At 36.5% G+C, this 18,585-nt stretch carries 20 protein-coding genes and 1 tRNA gene; 11 read left to right on the plus strand and 10 right to left on the minus strand.

All coding sequences use genetic code 11. From position 1 onward, the window contains the following. Positions 1 to 177 precede the first annotated feature (177 nt). Positions 178 to 254, minus strand: a tRNA-Ile gene (locus tag ACPWSR_RS05515). 188 nt (positions 255 to 442) lie between these two features. Further along, positions 443 to 1,159, minus strand: coding sequence for a transaldolase (locus ACPWSR_RS05520; RefSeq protein ID WP_426350702.1), 717 nt, complete (start codon positions 1,157 to 1,159; stop codon positions 443 to 445). 215 nt (positions 1,160 to 1,374) lie between these two features. On the opposite strand from ACPWSR_RS05520, the gene ACPWSR_RS05525 reads away from it, so the two are divergent. Beyond that, positions 1,375 to 1,890 carry a DUF6512 family protein gene (locus ACPWSR_RS05525; RefSeq protein WP_426351354.1) on the plus strand — a complete coding sequence of 172 codons (516 nt, stop codon included), beginning with the start codon at positions 1,375 to 1,377 and terminating at the stop codon, positions 1,888 to 1,890. A 108-nt stretch (positions 1,891 to 1,998) separates the two neighbouring features. On the opposite strand, the gene ACPWSR_RS05530 is transcribed toward ACPWSR_RS05525, so the two are convergent. Continuing rightward, positions 1,999 to 2,940 carry a patatin-like phospholipase family protein gene (locus ACPWSR_RS05530; RefSeq protein ID WP_426350703.1) on the minus strand — a complete coding sequence of 314 codons (942 nt, stop codon included), beginning with the start codon at positions 2,938 to 2,940 and terminating at the stop codon, positions 1,999 to 2,001. A gap of 293 nt (positions 2,941 to 3,233) precedes the next feature. Between ACPWSR_RS05530 and ACPWSR_RS05535 the strand changes: the two genes are divergently transcribed. Next, a complete protein-coding gene (locus ACPWSR_RS05535) occupies positions 3,234 to 3,713 on the plus strand; it encodes a PTS sugar transporter subunit IIA (RefSeq protein WP_426350704.1) in 480 nt (159 codons plus the stop codon). A 75-nt stretch (positions 3,714 to 3,788) separates the two neighbouring features. Here the strand turns inward: ACPWSR_RS05535 and ACPWSR_RS05540 are convergent, their stop codons facing one another. Then, complete coding sequence (locus ACPWSR_RS05540) at positions 3,789 to 4,520, minus strand: hypothetical protein (protein WP_426350705.1); 732 nt, start codon at positions 4,518 to 4,520, stop codon at positions 3,789 to 3,791. A gap of 180 nt (positions 4,521 to 4,700) precedes the next feature. On the opposite strand from ACPWSR_RS05540, the gene ACPWSR_RS05545 reads away from it, so the two are divergent. From ACPWSR_RS05545 to ACPWSR_RS05560, 4 genes are all read left to right on the plus strand, one after another. Then, positions 4,701 to 4,967, plus strand: a complete 267-nt coding sequence (locus ACPWSR_RS05545) for a metal-sensing transcriptional repressor (protein WP_426350706.1) — start codon at positions 4,701 to 4,703, stop codon at positions 4,965 to 4,967. A 38-nt stretch (positions 4,968 to 5,005) separates the two neighbouring features. Then, positions 5,006 to 7,456, plus strand: coding sequence for a heavy metal translocating P-type ATPase (locus tag ACPWSR_RS05550; RefSeq protein ID WP_426350707.1), 2,451 nt, complete (start codon positions 5,006 to 5,008; stop codon positions 7,454 to 7,456). 91 nt (positions 7,457 to 7,547) lie between these two features. Beyond that, positions 7,548 to 7,754: a cation transporter gene (locus ACPWSR_RS05555; protein WP_426350708.1), complete on the plus strand. Its 207-nt coding sequence runs from the start codon at positions 7,548 to 7,550 to the stop codon at positions 7,752 to 7,754. 27 nt (positions 7,755 to 7,781) lie between these two features. Beyond that, on the plus strand, positions 7,782 to 7,982 hold the full coding sequence (locus ACPWSR_RS05560; protein WP_426350709.1) for a heavy-metal-associated domain-containing protein: 201 nt from the start codon (positions 7,782 to 7,784) through the stop codon (positions 7,980 to 7,982). Between the two features lie 185 nt (positions 7,983 to 8,167). Here ACPWSR_RS05560 and ACPWSR_RS05565 read toward each other — a convergent pair whose 3' ends face one another. The 4 genes from ACPWSR_RS05565 to ACPWSR_RS05580 form a co-directional block, all read right to left on the minus strand. Continuing rightward, positions 8,168 to 8,449: a hypothetical protein gene (locus ACPWSR_RS05565; protein WP_426350710.1), complete on the minus strand. Its 282-nt coding sequence runs from the start codon at positions 8,447 to 8,449 to the stop codon at positions 8,168 to 8,170. A 273-nt stretch (positions 8,450 to 8,722) separates the two neighbouring features. Beyond that, complete coding sequence (locus ACPWSR_RS05570; protein WP_426350711.1) at positions 8,723 to 8,845, minus strand: hypothetical protein; 123 nt, start codon at positions 8,843 to 8,845, stop codon at positions 8,723 to 8,725. 24 nt (positions 8,846 to 8,869) lie between these two features. Continuing rightward, positions 8,870 to 10,195 carry a tetratricopeptide repeat protein gene (locus ACPWSR_RS05575; protein WP_426350712.1) on the minus strand — a complete coding sequence of 442 codons (1,326 nt, stop codon included), beginning with the start codon at positions 10,193 to 10,195 and terminating at the stop codon, positions 8,870 to 8,872. A 23-nt stretch (positions 10,196 to 10,218) separates the two neighbouring features. After that, a complete protein-coding gene (locus ACPWSR_RS05580) occupies positions 10,219 to 11,349 on the minus strand; it encodes a tetratricopeptide repeat protein (RefSeq protein ID WP_426350713.1) in 1,131 nt (376 codons plus the stop codon). A 464-nt stretch (positions 11,350 to 11,813) separates the two neighbouring features. Between ACPWSR_RS05580 and ACPWSR_RS05585 the strand changes: the two genes are divergently transcribed. The 5 genes from ACPWSR_RS05585 to ACPWSR_RS05605 all read left to right on the plus strand — a co-directional run bounded on the left by ACPWSR_RS05585 (position 11,814) and on the right by ACPWSR_RS05605 (position 16,084). Beyond that, complete coding sequence (locus tag ACPWSR_RS05585) at positions 11,814 to 12,059, plus strand: TM1266 family iron-only hydrogenase system putative regulator (protein ID WP_426350714.1); 246 nt, start codon at positions 11,814 to 11,816, stop codon at positions 12,057 to 12,059. Between the two features lie 21 nt (positions 12,060 to 12,080). Further along, entirely contained in the window at positions 12,081 to 13,496 is a 1,416-nt protein-coding gene (gene hydG / locus ACPWSR_RS05590) for a [FeFe] hydrogenase H-cluster radical SAM maturase HydG (RefSeq protein ID WP_426350715.1), read from the plus strand. Between the two features lie 18 nt (positions 13,497 to 13,514). Beyond that, a complete protein-coding gene (gene hydF / locus ACPWSR_RS05595) occupies positions 13,515 to 14,729 on the plus strand; it encodes a [FeFe] hydrogenase H-cluster maturation GTPase HydF (RefSeq protein WP_426350716.1) in 1,215 nt (404 codons plus the stop codon). 112 nt (positions 14,730 to 14,841) lie between these two features. Next, entirely contained in the window at positions 14,842 to 15,093 is a 252-nt protein-coding gene (locus ACPWSR_RS05600) for a TM2 domain-containing protein (RefSeq protein ID WP_426350717.1), read from the plus strand. Positions 15,094 to 15,208: 115 nt separating this feature from the next. After that, the gene (locus tag ACPWSR_RS05605; RefSeq protein WP_426350718.1) at positions 15,209 to 16,084 is read left to right on the plus strand and encodes a YegS/Rv2252/BmrU family lipid kinase; all 876 of its coding nucleotides are present in this window, start codon (positions 15,209 to 15,211) and stop codon (positions 16,082 to 16,084) included. Between the two features lie 63 nt (positions 16,085 to 16,147). On the opposite strand, the gene ACPWSR_RS05610 is transcribed toward ACPWSR_RS05605, so the two are convergent. Beyond that, complete coding sequence (locus ACPWSR_RS05610; protein WP_426350719.1) at positions 16,148 to 16,783, minus strand: redox-sensing transcriptional repressor Rex; 636 nt, start codon at positions 16,781 to 16,783, stop codon at positions 16,148 to 16,150. A 53-nt stretch (positions 16,784 to 16,836) separates the two neighbouring features. Further along, a complete protein-coding gene (locus tag ACPWSR_RS05615) occupies positions 16,837 to 18,573 on the minus strand; it encodes an NADH-dependent [FeFe] hydrogenase, group A6 (protein ID WP_426350720.1) in 1,737 nt (578 codons plus the stop codon). Positions 18,574 to 18,585: the final 12 nt, after the last annotated feature.

The following is an 18,585-nucleotide window of genomic DNA, read 5'->3' on the forward strand; positions in this document are numbered from 1 at the left end:
ATAAAGCACAAAAACCTCCTTAGACTCATAGTCTTCTAAGGAGGTTTTTTTAGCTTTTTAGCACCAAATTAATCTTTAATTTAAACTTTGTCGCAATCTGTATCTGATATTTAACTTAACAAAATAAAAAAAGTCCGAACCCATTCCCTATCGGGATTAAGTTCGGACTTTTAAATATGGTGGACCTTCAGGGACTCGAACCCCGGACCTACCGGTTATGAGCCGGTTGCTCTAACCAACTGAGCTAAAGATCCAAAGAGCAATTATTAATAGTAATCCAATACATAAGCTATTATACTCGCCACAGCTTTTACTGTCAATATTCTTTTTACAAAATTTTAAAGCCCACCTTGTCCTTTTTTTAGGAGATATTATCTTTTAAAAAATTGGCCAAAAGCTGGATTATATAAGCTTATATATAATCCAGCTTTAAGTCATTTATTTACAGTATTGTAAAACCTAAAGCTTTTATATCCTTTAAAAAGACCTTAACAGTATCAAGAGAAGCTTCTTCTAAATCTTTTCCGAAATTATCAAGCTTGCTTAATATATCATTGCCAACTGTAATGATATCACAGCCTAGTCTATCAGCCTCTACTATATTATAAATTTCTCTGCAGCTGGCCCAAAGAAGCTCTACTCCTTCCTTTTCTCTGCAAATCTCCCTAGACTCAAGAACTATATTCTCAGGATCTCTTCCTGTGTCAGCTATCCTTCCCGCAAATACTGAAATAATATTTTTAGTACCAGCAGATAGAGCATCTACTGCTACTCTAACCTGCTCCACAGTAAATATGGCGGTTATATTAAGCTTATACCCTTTATTAGATAGCTTTTTAATAAGTGACGCAGAACTCTCACCCTTGGAATTTATTATAGGAATCTTAATATATACATTTTCACCTAAAGCACCGATTATATCTGCTTCCTTCTCCATGGTCTCGAAATCATCGGAAAAAACCTCAAAGGATAGTGGCATATCCGGAATGCTGTTAACAACCTCCTTTGCAAAAGCCTTATAATCTGTAACCCCAGCTTTTTTCATAAGAGATGGATTTGTGGTAAAGCCCTGAACCGTTCCTTCCTTATAGAGGGAAAACATTTCTTTAGCATCAGCTCCATCAGCAAAAATTTTGATTTTTAAATCTTGTAGCTTCATTTTATTTCCTCCTTTGAATAAAAATATTAGACAAATATTCTTACAATTATTATATCATTTTACACTTTAAGGATAAAGTTAATGTTATTTCCTTTTATTTATGGCTAAACTATACTTATTAAGAAATATTTAACTATTAATTTGCTTCTTTTTTTATAAAACTATACATATAATAAGAGGTAAATATTATATACACTATAAGGATGTGATATATTATTAAAAGCAGTAGAGTTTTTTTACTAGAGGTCGTTGCTTTCATATTTACTGTAGTGGTAGGTGGAGCCCTACACTTTACCTACGAGCTTTCTGGAAACAATGTAATAGTTGGACTTTTTTCCGCGGTAAACGAGAGTCCCTGGGAGCATTTAAAGCTGGCCTTTGTCCCCATAATCCTTTTTGGTATTATCGAGTATTATTATCTCAATCAGACAACAAACAATCTATTTTTAGGAAAGCTGATAGCTTTTCTTACCACGGCTTTTATCATTACTGGTGTGTATTTTGGCTATTATTCTTTTGTAGGTCATCCCATACTTTTTGTGGACATTACCACCTTCATACTTTCATCCCTTTTAGGCCATTATCTTTGTTACAAAATTATAAGCTCTACTAAAGAATATAAGCTTCTTAACCTTCTTAGCGTTATCACCTTTATAATAATTGCTATTATCTTTGTAAATTTTACCTTTAATCCTGGTGACAGCGCCTTATTTAAAGCACATCACCATTAAGCTTAATAATAACCAACAGTAAAAAGGAGGGGTAAGCTAGTTGTCCTCTCCTTTAATATTTTTTGCCTTTGGAAAAGCTTTTTATGCACCTTAAAACCATGCCTTTATTTACAGGGATTTTTTCTTAGGACTTTTCTTATAAAAAGTAAAAATCTCAGCACCAACCCTCCTAGATTTGGAGGCTATCTTTTTACTGGCACTGCTAAAAGCCTCTAAGGGAGCCCTTCTTGCCTTATAGCTTCCAATTTCCAGAAGAGGCGCTATTAAATTCATAGTATCCTCATAGCCTAGGGCTATTCTTTTTTTAATGCTTTCTCTAGAAAAATCTAAAACGCCTGTAAAAACTCCTCCTGGAGCAGAGCTTGGCGCTATCTGTATTGTTCTTGTATTAGGGTATCGTCTTCTATCTACTATACTCTCATTATTTAAATGAGCAATAAATATAATATCGCAACCCTCACCATAAACAGGCTGGACAGGAATGTTATCTACCATTCCTCCATCGACATATTTCCTTCCCTCAATATCCACAGCCTCGTATATGGAAGGGAGGGCAGAGGTGGCACATAATATGTCAACTACAGTTTTTTCATCATAATTATTAAGCTTAAAATACCTTGCTTTAATATCAGGAAGCTCAGTACAGGTAGCATAGGCTGGGATAGATATAGACATGAGCTTATTAAAATCTATATATTGATCCAGAAGCTTTAAAAGCCCTTCTCTAGATACATTCCCCTGTTCTAAAAGCTTAGGTGTAAACTTTTTTACAAAATTTATGTTCTTATTGCCAATTAACAGCTTTATTCCCTTTGTTATAAGCTCAAGGTTATCTACAGGAAGAACCTTCTCTCTTGTAATATTGAGCCAGATTTCCTCTGCAGCATTATAGTCATCCATGGCGAAGAGAACTGCATTTAAGGCTCCAATGGAGGTCCCTGAGACAGCGCTTATATATTTATCTATCCCCAGCTCTCTTAATGCCTTCCACAACCCTATTTGATAAGCTCCTTTACCTCCACCACCAGCGAGGACAAGTCCAATCTTCATTCAAAACACCCCCTTGCATAGTAATATAATATTGCATACACTCTAATAGTTGTGATTATTTAATAAATTTAAATTATTAAAGGTTTTCATCGCCCTTATAGAAGCCACTCTCATATGACACCAATTAATTTACGTGATATAATATTATGACTGATTCTCTTTAAGTACTTAGGTGCATATTATATAGACTTTTTTTGAATTTAAATAGTATTCCATTTATTACAAAGAGAATCTCGTATATAATTAGCTTAATAAGCACAGTATGTTTATTAATTAAGAAAGGGTTGACTAGAATGTTCGATTTTTTTAAAAAAAATAAAGAGATAGTGGCACCAGTTACTGGAAAGGTAGTTGAATTATCTGAGGTTCCCGATGAGGTCTTTGCTCAAAAGCTTGCTGGAGACGGAGTAGCTATAGTGCCTACAGGTAATGAAATTGTTTCTCCTGCAGACGGTACTTTAACACTTTTATTCGGTACAGGACATGCCTTTGCTATAACAATGAAAAATGGAATAGAGCTTTTGGTTCACATAGGCATAGACACTGTAGCTTTAAACGGAAAAGGCTTTACAAAGCTTGTGGAACAGGGAGTTAAGGTTAAAGCTGGTACTCCTATAGTGAGAATAGAAAAGGAAGCTATCGAGGCAGAAGGCTATTCATTAATAACTCCTGTACTGGTAACAAACCCTGATGTGGTTAGTGAGCTAAAAGGAGCTATAGGCATCGAAGCGAAAGCTGGAGAAACTCCTATAATAGATTATACCCTAGCTTAAAATAAGATAAAAAATAAAAGGCTCTCAGAGATTCTATAAAAAATCTCTGAGAGCCTTATTTAGTTCTAATATAAATTAATCATCTATATTAAAACGGTTTTCTAGTTTATTTTCTGCTGTACTAAGCTTATTTTCCAGAGCATCTATTTGAGAATTATACTTTGTAAATTGATCACGAGATAAGGCTCCTGTCTTATAAGCCCCTTCTATTTTATCCTCTACAGCATCAACTCTGTCCTCAGCTGCATCAAGTAGCCTTTCAGCATTATATAGCTGAGTAGTCATCTCTTGCTCAGTTCCAGAAGGAGTTACCTTATTCACCTGATTAATAGTGTCATTCACAAGAGCTGTTGCCTCAGCTAATCCGTAGTCTGAAGAAGCAGCCTGATTCCCAGCGCTTCCACCAGTATTGTTATTGGAAGTACCTCCATTATTTGAGGTTGCTCCATTGTTTGAAGTACCTGCATTATTTCCAGCAGTATTATTAGTGCCAGAATTACCCTTGCTGGTAGCATTGTTACTGTTACTTCCTGTAGTAGATCCACCTGCTCCAGATATGCCTCCAGAGTTAGAGGTTACTCCTCCTCCACTTGCATTGTTATCTATATTGCTACCTGCATTGTCCGTAGCGTCTATAGTATTTCCTGCATTATCATTCATTCCTGTACCGTTATTATTTCTATTACTATCCTCCATGGCATTATTACCATTGGCGTTATTTGAGGTTCCATTATTTCTATTGCCACCGCAGGCTGAGAAGGTGATTCCAGCTGCTAATATAAGTGAAAGTATAGCTAATTTCTTCATAGACCTTCCTCCTTGAGAATATTTTTTGTGAATACATAGTAAAAAGCTATGGCATTATAAAGTATATAAATAGTATTCTCTAAAAGAAAAAAAATATTATTATTGTAGCTTGAAAAATTTTCTAAACAATAATATAATTAGGATACACCCCCCTGGGGGGTAGGGTATGGAGGTGAATATATGAATCCTGAGAGAGAAAAGGCACTTCAGCTATTAAAGGTCTGTAGAGGTCAGATAGATGGCGTAATTAAAATGATTGAGAGCGATAGATATTGCATAGATATATCCAATCAGATAATAGCATCTCAATCTCTACTAAAAAAAGCTAATCAACAAATATTAAAACAGCATATGCAGTGCTGTGTTAAGGATGCCATTACCTCAGATAGCGCAGATGAAAAAATTGATGAGATGTTAGGCATATTAAATAAGCTACTAGAAAAATAAACTTTTGACTTCAAATTATTTTTAAGGAGGTTTGTACTATGAAAAGTAAAACCTATAAAATAGAGGGAATGACCTGTGCCGCCTGTTCTAGGGCAGTAGAACGTGCCTTTAGAAAGGTAGAGGGTGCAGAGGAGGTTTCTGTTAACTTAGCCACAGAAAAAATGAATATTAACTTTAATGACGAAAAGCTAAAGGAAGAGGATATAATAAAGGCCGTAGAGAAGGCAGGCTATAAGGCCATTCCCTTGACAAAGCCCCTATCCTTAAAGGTTGAAGGTATGACTTGTGCAGCCTGCTCTAGAGCGGTAGAACGTGCTGTGGGCAAGCTATCCGGGGTAGAGGGTGCCTCAGTAAACTTAGCCACAGAAAAGCTCACAGGAGCTTATGACCCGGAAGAGGTTAACTTGGCTACTATAAAAAATGCCGTGAAGAAGGCTGGTTATAAGGCTGTAGAATTAGAGGAAGAGACCTCTGGAGATTATGATAGAGAAAAGAAGGAGCTAGCAGCAAAGAGGCTGTGGAATAGATTTGTCCTGTCTGCTGTTTTCACTGTTCCACTTATTATAGTGGCAATGGGTCCTATGGTTGGCATGACCCTCCCCTCCTTTATGGATCCCCACCACAATCCTCTTACCTTCGCTTTAATACAGCTTGCACTTACATTACCGGTGTTAATAGCAGGTAGAAGGTTCTATCAGGTAGGCTTTAGAGCTTTGCTTACTGGCAGCCCTAATATGGATTCCTTGATATCTATAGGTAGTCTCGCTGCTGTGGCTTATGGCTTATTTGCCATATACCATATTTATTTAGGTCATAAGCACTATGCTCACGATATGTATTTTGAATCAGCTGCAACGATTTTAACCCTTATAACATTAGGAAAATATCTTGAGGCTGTAACTAAAGGAAAGACCTCAGACGCAATAAAAAAGCTCATGGGCCTCTCTCCCAAAAATGCTTCTGTAGTAAGAGATGGGCAGGAGCTTATAATCCCCATTGACGAGGTAGAAGTTGGAGATATAGTAATTGTTAAGCCTGGTGAAAAGCTCCCAGTGGATGGAGAAGTGGTAGAGGGTCTTACCTCCATAGATGAAGCAATGCTTACAGGGGAAAGCATCCCAGTAGAAAAATCCCCGGGCAGTAAGGTATATGGAGCCAGCATAAATAAAAATGGCTCAATTAAATATAGAGCAACAAAGGTAGGGAAGGATACAGCCCTAGCTCAGATAATTAAGCTTGTGGAGGAGGCGCAGGGCTCCAAGGCTCCTATAGCCAAGCTTGCTGATATAATTTCTGGCTACTTTGTGCCAACGGTTATTGCTTTAGCCCTTATATCTTCTCTAGTATGGTTCTTTGTTGGAAAGGATACAATATTTTCTTTAACTATATTTATCTCTGTTCTTGTAATAGCCTGCCCTTGTGCCTTAGGTCTTGCTACTCCTACGGCAATTATGGTAGGTACAGGCAAGGGAGCTGAATATGGAGTGCTGATTAAGAGCGGTGGTGCTCTGGAGACAGCACACAAGATTGATACAATAATCTTTGACAAGACCGGTACTATAACAGAAGGTAAGCCTAAGGTTACGGATATAATTACCCTAAAGCATTCAGAGGAAGAGCTCCTTCTCTTAGCTGCCAGTGGTGAGAAGGCATCAGAGCATCCCTTAGGAGAAGCAATAGTGAATGCAGCAGTAGAAAAAAGCCTAGCCCTTAAGGAAACAGAAGCCTTCACTGCTATAACTGGTAGAGGTATAGAGGTTACTATAGAAGGCTCTGAGCTTCTTCTTGGAAACAAGAAGCTTATGACTGAAAGAAATATAAGTCTTTCTGAAGATATAGAGGAAGTCTCCCACCGCCTTGCTGAGGAGGGTAAAACTCCCATGTATATAGCTGAAGAAGGCGAGCTTATAGGTATTGTAGCCGTAGCAGATACCCTTAAGGCAGGAAGCAAAAAGGCTATCAAAAAGCTCCATGACATGGGACTTAAGGTAGCTATGATCACCGGAGATAATAAGAGGACTGCAGAAGCTATAGGAAAAGAAGTAGGAATAGACTTAGTTCTAGCTGAGGTTCTTCCAGAGGATAAGGCTATGGAGGTGAAAAAGCTCCAGAAAAAAGGACAAAAGGTTGCCATGGTGGGAGATGGAATTAACGATGCCCCAGCTCTGGCTCAAGCTGAGGTTGGCATAGCCATAGGCTCCGGTACTGACGTTGCCATTGAATCAGCAGATATAGTTCTTATGAAGAGTGATATAATGGATGTGGTTACAGCAATACAGCTGAGCAAAAAGACCATAAAGAATATCAAAGAAAATCTCTTCTGGGCCTTTGGCTACAATGTTTTGGGAATCCCAATAGCCATGGGAATCTGGTACGCCTTTGGAGGTCCTTTGATGAACCCCATGCTGGCAGCTCTAGCCATGAGCTTCAGCTCCGTATCAGTACTTCTCAATGCCCTTAGGCTTAAAACCTTCAAGCCTGCAGCTTAGTTTAATATAGTATTAACATTGCTCCTTTCCTATTTATTGGTAAATGTTATTTAGTATAATTATAATAAATAACTTAAAGGAGGAAGAATCTATGATTAAGAAGAGAGCTATTATTGAAGGACTTTATACAGAGGGAAGCATGGATAGAGTTAGAGAAGCTTTAAGTAAGGTTAATAATGCCGTTTCTGTTACTGTAAGCCGTGAAGAGGCTTTCATCGAAGGGGATACCTCCGACGAGGATATTGTTAAAGCAGTAGAGGAAGCAGGCTTTAATATAAATATGCTTCAAGAAATTTAGCATAAAAATAATTAGGAGGCGTTTATAATGTTAAAAGTAAAGATAGCAGGAATGTCCTGCCAGCATTGTGTAAAAAGAGTTGATAATGCATTAAAGGATCTGCAGGGAGTTGTTTCTGCAAAGGTATCTGTTGGTGAGGCTGTAATAGACGGTAATGTATCTCAGGATCTCGTAAAGGAAACTATCGAGGATGCAGGCTATGACGTAGAGGAAATCTCTGCAATATAAGCTTTTAGTAGACCAGCCTTATTAGGTATAATATACCTATGGGGCTGAATAAAATATAAAGTACAAAAAAAGGTCCTGTACGATATTAGCTACAGGACCTAATTATATATAAAAAGAGGAATGACATTATCATAAAAAAGGCTACTTGGTAAATAGACGCTACAATTATTAAAAATGTAAGGAAGTTATTTAACGAAATGTCTAGATATAAGAATGAAAAGTGCTAAAATAGAGTCAGACATCTTAATTCTGAGCTTTCGTCTATGGAGATTTTCTGATTCTTCTGCTCCATTTTGAAGATATTCATCAATATAATGAGTAAATTCTTCATCACAAATTCCTTCTAGCTCTCTTCCGCTAGGTCCAGAGAACATTCTATTCCCACGGACAAATAATAGCAAGGCGCAGACAAAATACCCTATAAAAAGGCTTATGGTACTAGCCAAAACCATATTAAAAATCTCCATTAATTTTCACCCCTTTACATAATAAACACTAATCTTTGTAAAATAATGTTAATGTAACATCTAAACCCCTAAGTAACTTTTTTTATATTTTTTGTTACATAGATATATATTCTACAGTTCTTCTGAAATTCCTTCTATAATTACAAAAAAATATTCAATTAACTATTTATTAACATTTATGTCCATAAAAAAGAAGTCCTAATCACTATTTTAAAAATTAGTGCTTAGGACTGTCTTTAATTACTCAAAATCATGGAAAATAAATTGTTGTAATTAAGCTTGAAAGAATACTGGAGCTTTAACTATTTCTGGTCTTGGTCTTTCTGGGCCAGCGAATAAAGTTATCCCACCTGCTAATAACATAACAGTAAGTAAGGCTGCTATTGTCTTTTTCATGTCAATCCCTCCCTATTATTTTATTTACCATTGAAGCTGTGTATTTGATTGAATTTCTTCAATGTAGGCATTTAATTTATCGCTATATTTCATAGCTTCTGAAGTATTATTTAATAAAAGTTCAAGCCTCATAAGTTTATTATACCCATATATTCTAGTATTTTCATTATTGTTTTTACCGGATAATTCTATATACTGTAAATATGTTTGTCTAAGACCTTCTATGTCATTTTTTATCAAATTAACTTTTTCCTGGTCTCTTAATGCAATATTCCAATATTCATAATCATTATATTCTCTACAAAGATCAATTCCTCTATGAAGGCATTCTAATGACTTTTCATATTGTTCAGTTTTAATATAGAGCACACTCTTAGTTATTAATGTGTGTGATAAATCTTCTATGCTGTATTTTTCTCTCAAAACAATAGATTTATCGAAATAAATTTCACTTTCCTCATATCTACCTAAAGATAGTAAACTATATCCTATATTATTATATAAGTTAGCTAAAACAATTTCATCTTCATTAGATAACTCAGAGATATATTTATAATCCTCATCTACATCTTTATAAATACGAAGAGCAGTTTCATTCTCATCCATTCTAGAATAACTATGTGCTTCCAAAATCTTGGCTTTTACATACAGCTTAAATTCTTTAACCTTATCTAATCTTGTAATACACCTATCTAATGTCTTTAATGTCTCAGGTAAATTATCCAGGTGTGAATAGGCCAAAGCTAAGTTAAATAAACATCTATTATATATCTTATAATCATTAATAATCTCAGAAATCATCAGCGAATTTTTAAAATAAAATACTGCCTCTTCATAATCCATAAGCATTAATTTGCAGACTCCCATATTATTAAATATAATAGGCTTATCCTTAACTATATTATTGAGGTTAAGTATCTCTAAAGCACTGCTATTGCTAATAAAAGCCTGAACAGCTTCTTGATTATAAAGTTGAAGCTCTCCCATACGCTTATATATCCTGGATTTAGCATAATGAGCTTTATGCTCCTCAGCAATCTTTAAGAGCTTCTCACATTCCTCAAGAGAAGCTTTGTTTTCTACCCTTCTGATGCAGTAAAGCTCTGCATCCTCATTGATATCTCTGGCCATGTATTCTTCATCAAGCTCTAGGTCGATTTCTTTTTCCTTTGCAATGTCAAGAAGCTTCCTCATTACCTTTATAGCATTGCCCTTGCTAAAATTCCTTTTTCCCTTTTCCACCATGGATATAAACTCTCTAGTAACCTTATCATCGGATAGATCCTTTTGTCTTAAGTTTAGCTCTAATCTCAGCTTTTTTAACTTTTCTCCTTGTGTTAAAAATTCCAATCTCATCCCTCCTTTAAGAGGACTTAATTATTAACAATGTTTTCTATGTAATTATTGAGCTTATTGTTGTAAATATAAGCCTCCCGATAATTTTTATCCTTTATCTCCATACTTATGAGCTTATTTAAGGCATACATTGTGTCCTTTCTTAGATTGTTTTCCTCGGCAACCTTAAGCATCTCTAGATAAACCTCTTTTAGCTTTTCTTTATCATGAAGCTTTCTATAAGCAGCTTCCAGCTTCAAAAGACCAGTAATTATATATTCATAATCATTTTCTTTTCTGCAAAGTTCTAAGCCTTCTTTTATTCTTTTAAAGAATTCCTTCATATCATTTATTTCTAGATATAAGCTTGCACTATTTATAAGTACATGGGATATGTTCCCGTACTCTTCATCTTTTCTTATTTCATAAGCCTTTTCAAAAAGCTCTCTACTCTTTTCATAATTCTTTTGAAGCAGCATATTGTTTGCTATATTATTATAAATATTCCCTAACAAAATTGGAGGAATATCCTTTTCCTCTGAAAGCAACTCCTCATAAACCTTCACTGCCTTTATCAATAAACCCTTTTCCTCATAGCACTGCGCTTCTAGAATCTTCATTTTTATGTAAATAACTTTATTTTCTCTCTTATCTAAATACTGGTCCATATTATTTATTATTCTTAGGGTATCATCAATCTTAAATACACTAAAATAAGCTAAAGCTAAATTATAAATACTTTTTTTATACACAGAAAAACTTTTTAGCCTATTGCTCAAAATCAGTACATTGTTAAAATAGTAAATAGCCTCTTCATACTGCACTTCCATAAGCTTACATGCCCCAATATTATTATAAAGAAGTAGTTTCTCCTCTTTAAAATCGGATTCATCGGCAATATCTACAGCAATAGTGTAATATGCAACTGCATCGTGGTAACTATTTGCAACAACGGACTTGTCTCCTAAATACTTATATAGCTTAACCTTTGCATAAGGAAGCTCACAGTATTCTAAAAGTTTTGAAATATTCCTTGCGTCCTCTGCTGGAAGCTTGTCTTCAATTGCTTCTAGTACAGTTCTTTCTATCTCACTATAATTCAAGGATGACATAGAAAGTAGCTCGTCTATTTTTTTAAAATAATCTTTTTCATTCAATAAATTCACCATTACTTTCTTATTATTTTTTCTTATGTCATCTATTTAACAAAAATTATTATGTCCCTACTTATATTATACGTAACTGTATAAAAATAATAAAGTGTCTTTTTGATAAAATTTTAAAAAATTTCATATATTATCCAATTTTACTCATATAGAGCTCATATCCCTTTATCTTCACCTTATTTTATTTTCTATAATTTCAAAAGATAGTCTAAATTAAAAAATAAATTATATGTAAATACTTGAAGATATTCTTAGTTAACTATACAATTAAAACATAGTTTAAAAATTAACATTATTATCGGTTTTTTAGGAGCTTATCAATACCTCGTAAATAACCGATGCCTTTATATCTTTTCTAATTACAAGGATTGTTTCTAAGTAAGAGGAACGGGATGACCATAGCCTTATATCCCCTTGCCTCCGGCAGGGTTTTTTTATTTTTTGCAGCTTATAATAGGAGGTTTATTATGGAAACAAGAGTTGGAGTAGTTGCTATAGTACTGGATGATATAAATTCTTCCCCACTGGTAAATGATACCCTTCATGACTATGCAGGGATAATAGTAGGAAGAATGGGTATCCCATATAAAGAAAAAGGAGTATCTGTTATATCCATTATCGTTGACGGTACTACTGATGCTATCAGTGCTCTTACGGGTAAACTAGGAAAAATTTCTGGGGTTAATGTTAAATCTGCAATCACAAAAAAATAAATGAATTTAAGGAGTGTTATTATGCACAAGGAATTCAAAGCAGAGGATTTTATAGTTCATGAAGAAATACTAAGGTCCATGTCTTTTGGACAAGAAGCTTCTAAGGATGAGGCTTATGTAAGCTCACTTTTAGAAAAGGCTCTTGCTCTAAAGGGATTAACCCACGAGGAGGCCTCCGCCCTACTATATGTTGAGGATCCAAGGATTTTAGAAAAAATGTATAAGGCTGCTGGTGAGATAAAGAAAAAAATTTATGGCAATAGAATAGTTATTTTCGCTCCTCTTTATGTAAGTAACTACTGTGTTAATAACTGTGAATACTGTGGGTACAAGCATAGTAACAAAGAGCTACCAAGAAAGAAGCTCACTCAAGAGCAAATTAAAGAAGAAATCAGAGTTTTAGAAAGCATGGGCCATAAGAGACTTGCCCTAGAGCTGGGTGAGGATGATATCAACGCTCCTTTAGATTATGTCTTAGAATCTATAAAAACCATCTACTCTTTAAAATTTGATAATGGAAGTATAAGAAGAATAAATGTAAACATAGCAGCTACCTCTGTGGAGAACTATAAAAGACTTAATGACGCAGGGATAGGTACCTATATTTTATTCCAGGAAACCTATCACAAAGAAACCTATGAGAAGCTTCATCCTCAGGGACCTAAGCATAATTACAATTATCATACCACAGCAATGGATAGGGCAAGGGCAGCAGGTATAGATGATGTAGGTATGGGGGTACTCTATGGATTATATGACTATAAATATGAAACCATTGCTCTCTTGATGCATGGAGAGCATTTAGATAAGGAAACAGGAGTTGGACCACACACCCTCTCCGTTCCTAGACTAAAGCCTGCAGAAAACGTAAGTCCTGAAAACTATCCTTATTTAGTAGATGATAAAAGCTTTAAAAAGCTTGTGGCTATTTTAAGATTAGCAGTGCCATACACAGGTATAATTCTTTCCACAAGAGAGGAAACTTCCTTAAGAGATGAGGTTTTAGCTGTAGGAGTATCTCAGGTGAGTGCTGGCTCCTGTACCGGAGTAGGAGGCTACTCCCTTACTGTTACAAAGGATCCTAAGGAAAAGCCTCAATTTGAAGTAGGTGACCACCGTTCTCCCATGGAGATTATAAGAAGCTTATGCAAATCAGGCTATATCCCCAGCTATTGCACCGCCTGCTACAGAGAAGGGAGAACTGGAGAAAGATTTATGCGCCTAGCAAAAAACGGACAGATACACAATGTATGTCAGCCTAATGCACTCCTGACCTTAAAGGAATATCTTGAGGACTACGCTGATGAAGAAACTAAGGCCATAGGAGAAGAAGTAATAGCTAAGGAACTTAAGGAAATACCCAAGGAGGCTGCTAGAGTAGCCTGTGAAGAAAAGCTCCAGAGGATAAAAAATGGAGAAAGAGATTTAAGATTTTAAACCAAGGAGGTTTTATAGATGATAAGTACCCCAAAAGGAAACAGACTTCACATTTCAGTGTTTGGAAGGAGAAACGCAGGTAAATCCACCCTGGTTAATGCCCTAACCAATCAAAAGCTTTCTCTAGTTTCTGCTGTGCCAGGCACTACTACAGACCCTGTAGAAAAAGCCATGGAGCTCTTACCTCTTGGTCCAGTAGTGATAGTTGATACCGCCGGTTTAGATGATGAAGGAACCTTAGGCGAGCTTAGAATAAGTAAAACCTATGAGGTTATGGATAAGACAGATCTGGCAATACTGGTGCTTATAGCTGGAGAAGAAGACTATGAAATGGAAAAGGAGTGGCTTAGGGAGCTTTCAGAAAGAAAGATTCCTGTTATAGGGGTAATAAATAAAATTGATATAGCTTCGCCTTTATATCTATGTGCCTTAGAGGAGTTAATAGTGAAGGATCTGGGAATCCCTTCTATAAGCCTCAGTGCTATAGATAAAGCCAATATTGGACAGCTTAAGGAGGCCATAGTTAAATATGCCCCTACAGATTTTGAGCTTTCCACAATTGTAGGTGACATCCTCAAACCAAAGGACAAGGTAATCCTCGTTGCCCCTCAGGATATCCAGGCACCTAAGGGAAGACTTATACTCCCTCAGGTACAGGTTATAAGAGATATTTTAGATAACGATGCCCTAGCTCTTACGGTAAAGGATAGTGAGCTACCAGATATATTAAATAGCTTAAAGGAAAAACCAGATTTAATAATCACTGATTCTCAGATATTCAAAAAAGTCAATGCCATGGTACCAGGAGATATTCCTCTAACCTCCTTTTCTATACTCATGGCAAGATACAAGGGTAGCCTCAAGGCCTTTGTAGAGGGGGCAGAAGCCATAGATACCTTATGCCCTGGAGACAAGGTCCTTATAGCCGAAGCCTGTACCCATCATGCCTTAAAGGGAGATATAGCAAGGGAAAAGCTCCCCTCCTGGCTTCAGGAAAAGGTAGGAGAAGGACTAATTGTTGAAGTCTGTAGCGGAAAGGACTTCCCAGAGAATCTAAGCTCCTATAAGCTTATTGTTCACTGCGGCTCCTGCACCTTCAATAGAAAGCAGCTTATGTCAAGGCTGATAAAAGCTGAGGAGGCTGGAGTTCCTATAACCAACTTCGGAACTGCCATAGCTCACCTCAACGGTATATTGAAGAGGGTAACCTCCATGTTTCCTGAAATAGAATAAGCAGTATATGAAGCCTCCTCTTTAATAAAGGAGGCTTTTTGCTGCCATAAAAGTATTATCTACATTACTCCCTCATATAATTCTATAAAGCAATTATTAAAGGAGAAAAGCTTTGGACAATAAAACATCTAATGAAAATCATATTTCCAAGAAAAAATCTAGAATTATTGCAGGACTTTTAGGAGTATTTCTTGGCTTTTTAGGAGTGCATAGATTTTATCTTGGATATAAAGAAATAGGTACCCTTCAGATAGTTGTCACTATACTTACCTGCTTTGTAGGAGGAGTATGGGGAGTTCTAGAAGGAGTTCTAATATTCCTTAAAATTATGGATACGGATGCTCTGGGAAACCAGCTTATATAAGCTGGTTACTTTTTATATAAAAGATTTTAACTATAAAATAACAATCTATTCACTTCTATTTCCCATAAAAATGCTATATTGAAAATAAATATATTTGGATAAAGGAGTCATAATCATGAAAAAAGCAAAGCTCATATATAATCCAAAGTCCGGGAAAGAGGAAGCCTCATCATCTCTAGATGTGATTTTATCCCTTTATGAAGAGAAGGGTTTTCAGCTTACTCCCCTTCGTCTTCAGGAGGGTCTCGATTTAAAGGAAGAGCTGAAGGATATAAATGAATATCACCATATTGCCATAATGGGTGGAGACGGAACCTTAAATTCAATAGTTAATGAGCTTAAAAAAAATAAAGTCGATATACCCATAGCTATAATACCTGCAGGAACAGCTAATGATATGGCCAGACATTTAAATATTTCTGAGGATATTGAAGAATGCGTTACCAAGATACTATCAACTACACCTAAAAAAATGGATATAGGAAAGGCCAACGACAGTTATTTCATGAACATGGCCAGCACCGGTATGTTTTCTAATCCCTTTGAGGCAACAGAAGATGATAAGAAAACTAAGCTTGGGAAGCTTGCCTACATGGTTACTGGGATAACTCAAATTAACAAGATTCAACCATTTGAATTCAATATAAAAAGCAAAGAATATAATTATCAAGGTTCTTCTCTTGGAGTTATTTTATTAAATGGAAGCAGCATAGCAAATGTTGACTTGGCTCCTGAAGCTTCAGAAGAAGACGGCTTGCTGGACGTGCTTGTATTCAGTAAGGATATACTAGAAAATAAATTAAAAGTTGCCTTGAAGCTAATTATGGAGGGAAGCCTTGAGGAGCTGGAGGGTGTCTACCATTACAGAAGCTCTGAGGTTTACATAGAATGTCCCTCTCAACCACTGACAGACTTAGATGGGGAAAGAGGTCCATCACTACCAGGAGTCTTTAAATGCATTAAAAATGGAATAAGTATTTTAGGAATATAATAAAAGCATCATAGGACTTTTGAATCTGTCCTATGATGCCTTTACTTTTTATGAGCTTAAGCTTTATTCAATATTATTTATACGATATACAAGAGTTAATAAGCTGTCGCTGAAATGAACATTCCTTATATTGACCTTATCGGTCTCTGGTAGGTCTATAGGAGTAAAATTCCATATGGCCTTTATATCCGATGTGGATAAGGTTTTATATAGCTCAGGCGCTGCTTTTTTAGGTACGCAGAGAGCTGCTATATCTACAGAGTTTTGCTTAAGGAACTCCTCTAGATAATCAACGTCGTAAACTTCCTTATTCTTCATTTTAAGGCCAACTATCTTAGGATTTACATCGAAAAGTCCCGCGACATCCATATAATCTTCCCTATCGTTATAGTAATAAAATAGTGCCTGCCCTAGATTACCAGCTCCTATTATTATAAGGCTATATTTTGTTCTTATGCCCAGTATATCACTGATTTCATCATAAAGAATCTGAACATCATATCCATAGCCCTTATGTCCGAAATTACCAAATCGGCTTAAATCCTGCCTGATTTGAGATGAGCTGAAGCCAGTGCATTTACTAAGCTCACTGGAGGAAATTTTATCAACCTCTCCTAAAAAGTTTTTTAAATGCCTTCGATATTTAGGTAGCCTCTTAATAACACTTGCAGGAATATCGCTTTTACAGTATTCCTTCATATTCCTCTCTCCAATACACCCTTTATAAGGTCTTAGTCTAATATATTGCTTTATTAAAATTTTTCTCTCTCTACATAAGTTGTATGAAGAAGCTCATGAGACTTATGTCCTCCAACCTCTCCCAGGAATTCATCATAAATAGTCTTAATAGCAGGATTTTCATGAGACATTCTAACAGCTCTGTTCTCATCAATATCATAAAGAGCGCTGGCTCGTAAGGATCTTACATCTACATTATTCCTAATGCTGTCAGAAAGAGTTGGCTGACCACCACCATTTACGCAGCCTCCAGGACACGCCATTATCTCTATAATATGATATTCCTTTTCTCCGCTCTTAACGCTGTCCAGTACCTTTCTAGCATTGGCAAGACCTGAGGTAACTGCTACCTTAACCTCTATACCAGCTACATTGTAGGTAGCTTCCTTGATTCCTTCAGTACCTCTAACCTCATTAAACTCTAGCTTTTCAAAATCTCCATCTAGCCAGTGGCTTGCAGTTCTTAAGGCTGCTTCCATAACACCGCCGGTAGCACCGAAGATAGCCCCTGCCCCTGAACCAACCTCAAAAGGAAGATCATAAGCTTCATCAGGTAATTCATTGAATTTGATTGCTGCCCTCTTAATCATCCTGGCTAGCTCTCTGGTAGTAAGAGCAACATCTACATCCTGCATGCTTTCTCTCTTCTGCTCATCCCTTGTTACCTCAAACTTTTTAGCGGTACATGGAATTACACTGACAACAAAGATATTATTTGGATCTAAGCCATTCTTTTCAGCATAGTAGGTCTTGAGAATTGCACCAAACATCTGCTGAGGTGACTTACAGGTGGATAGATTACTTAAGAATTCAGGATAGTAGTGCTCACAGAACTTAACCCAGCCTGGACTACAAGAGGTTATAAGTGGGAGCTTTCCACCATTTTTAACCCTATCTAAAAATTCATGAGCTTCCTCCATGATAGTAAGGTCAGCAGTGAAATCCATGTCAAACACCTGATCTACACCAAGCCTTCTTATAGCTGCAACCATTTTCCCCTCTACATTTGTTCCAACAGGAAGGTCAAAGGCTTCACCTAAGGTAGCCTTTATAGAAGGTGCTGTAAATACCAATACCTTCTTATCAGGATCTGCTATAGCATCCCATACATCCTCTTCATGAGTTCTTTCTTTAAGAGCACCAACTGGGCAAGCTACTATACACTGACCACAGCCAACGCAAGCTACCTCTCCCATTCCTTTTTCAAAGGCACAGCCTATGTGAGTCTTCTGTCCTCTTCCTATAGCACCAATAACTCCTATACCTTGAGTATCGCCACAGGCTGCAATGCAGCGCCTGCAGAGTATACATTTATTGTTATCTCTCACTATATAAGCTGAGGTTGTATCTATCTTATAATCATTTACTGTAGGCTCAAACTTGTCTTCTTCAACCCCATATTCATTACAAAGCCTCTGTAGCTCGCAGCTATTGCTTCTCACACAGGAGAGACAGGTTTTATCGTGATTTGCTACAATAAGCTCCAGGGTCATCTTTCTAGAAGCTCTTATAGCTGGGGTGTTGGTTAGTACCTCTATTCCCTCTTCAACAGGATATACACAGGAGGCAACCACACCTCTTCTTCCTTTTATCTCAACCATACAAATTCTGCAGGCACCTATCTTGTTAACATCTTTAAGATAGCACAGGGAAGGGATTTCAACCTTAGCTGCCTTTGCTGCCTCAAGTATTGTAGTGCCTTCAGGTACTTGCACTGCTATACCATTTACCTTTAAATTAATCATCTTCATAGTATCTCCTCC

The sequence above is a fragment of the Alloiococcus sp. CFN-8 genome, from assembly GCF_049943125.1.
In the GTDB taxonomy this organism is placed as follows: domain Bacteria; phylum Bacillota; class Clostridia; order Clostridiales; family Clostridiaceae; genus JAEXZL01.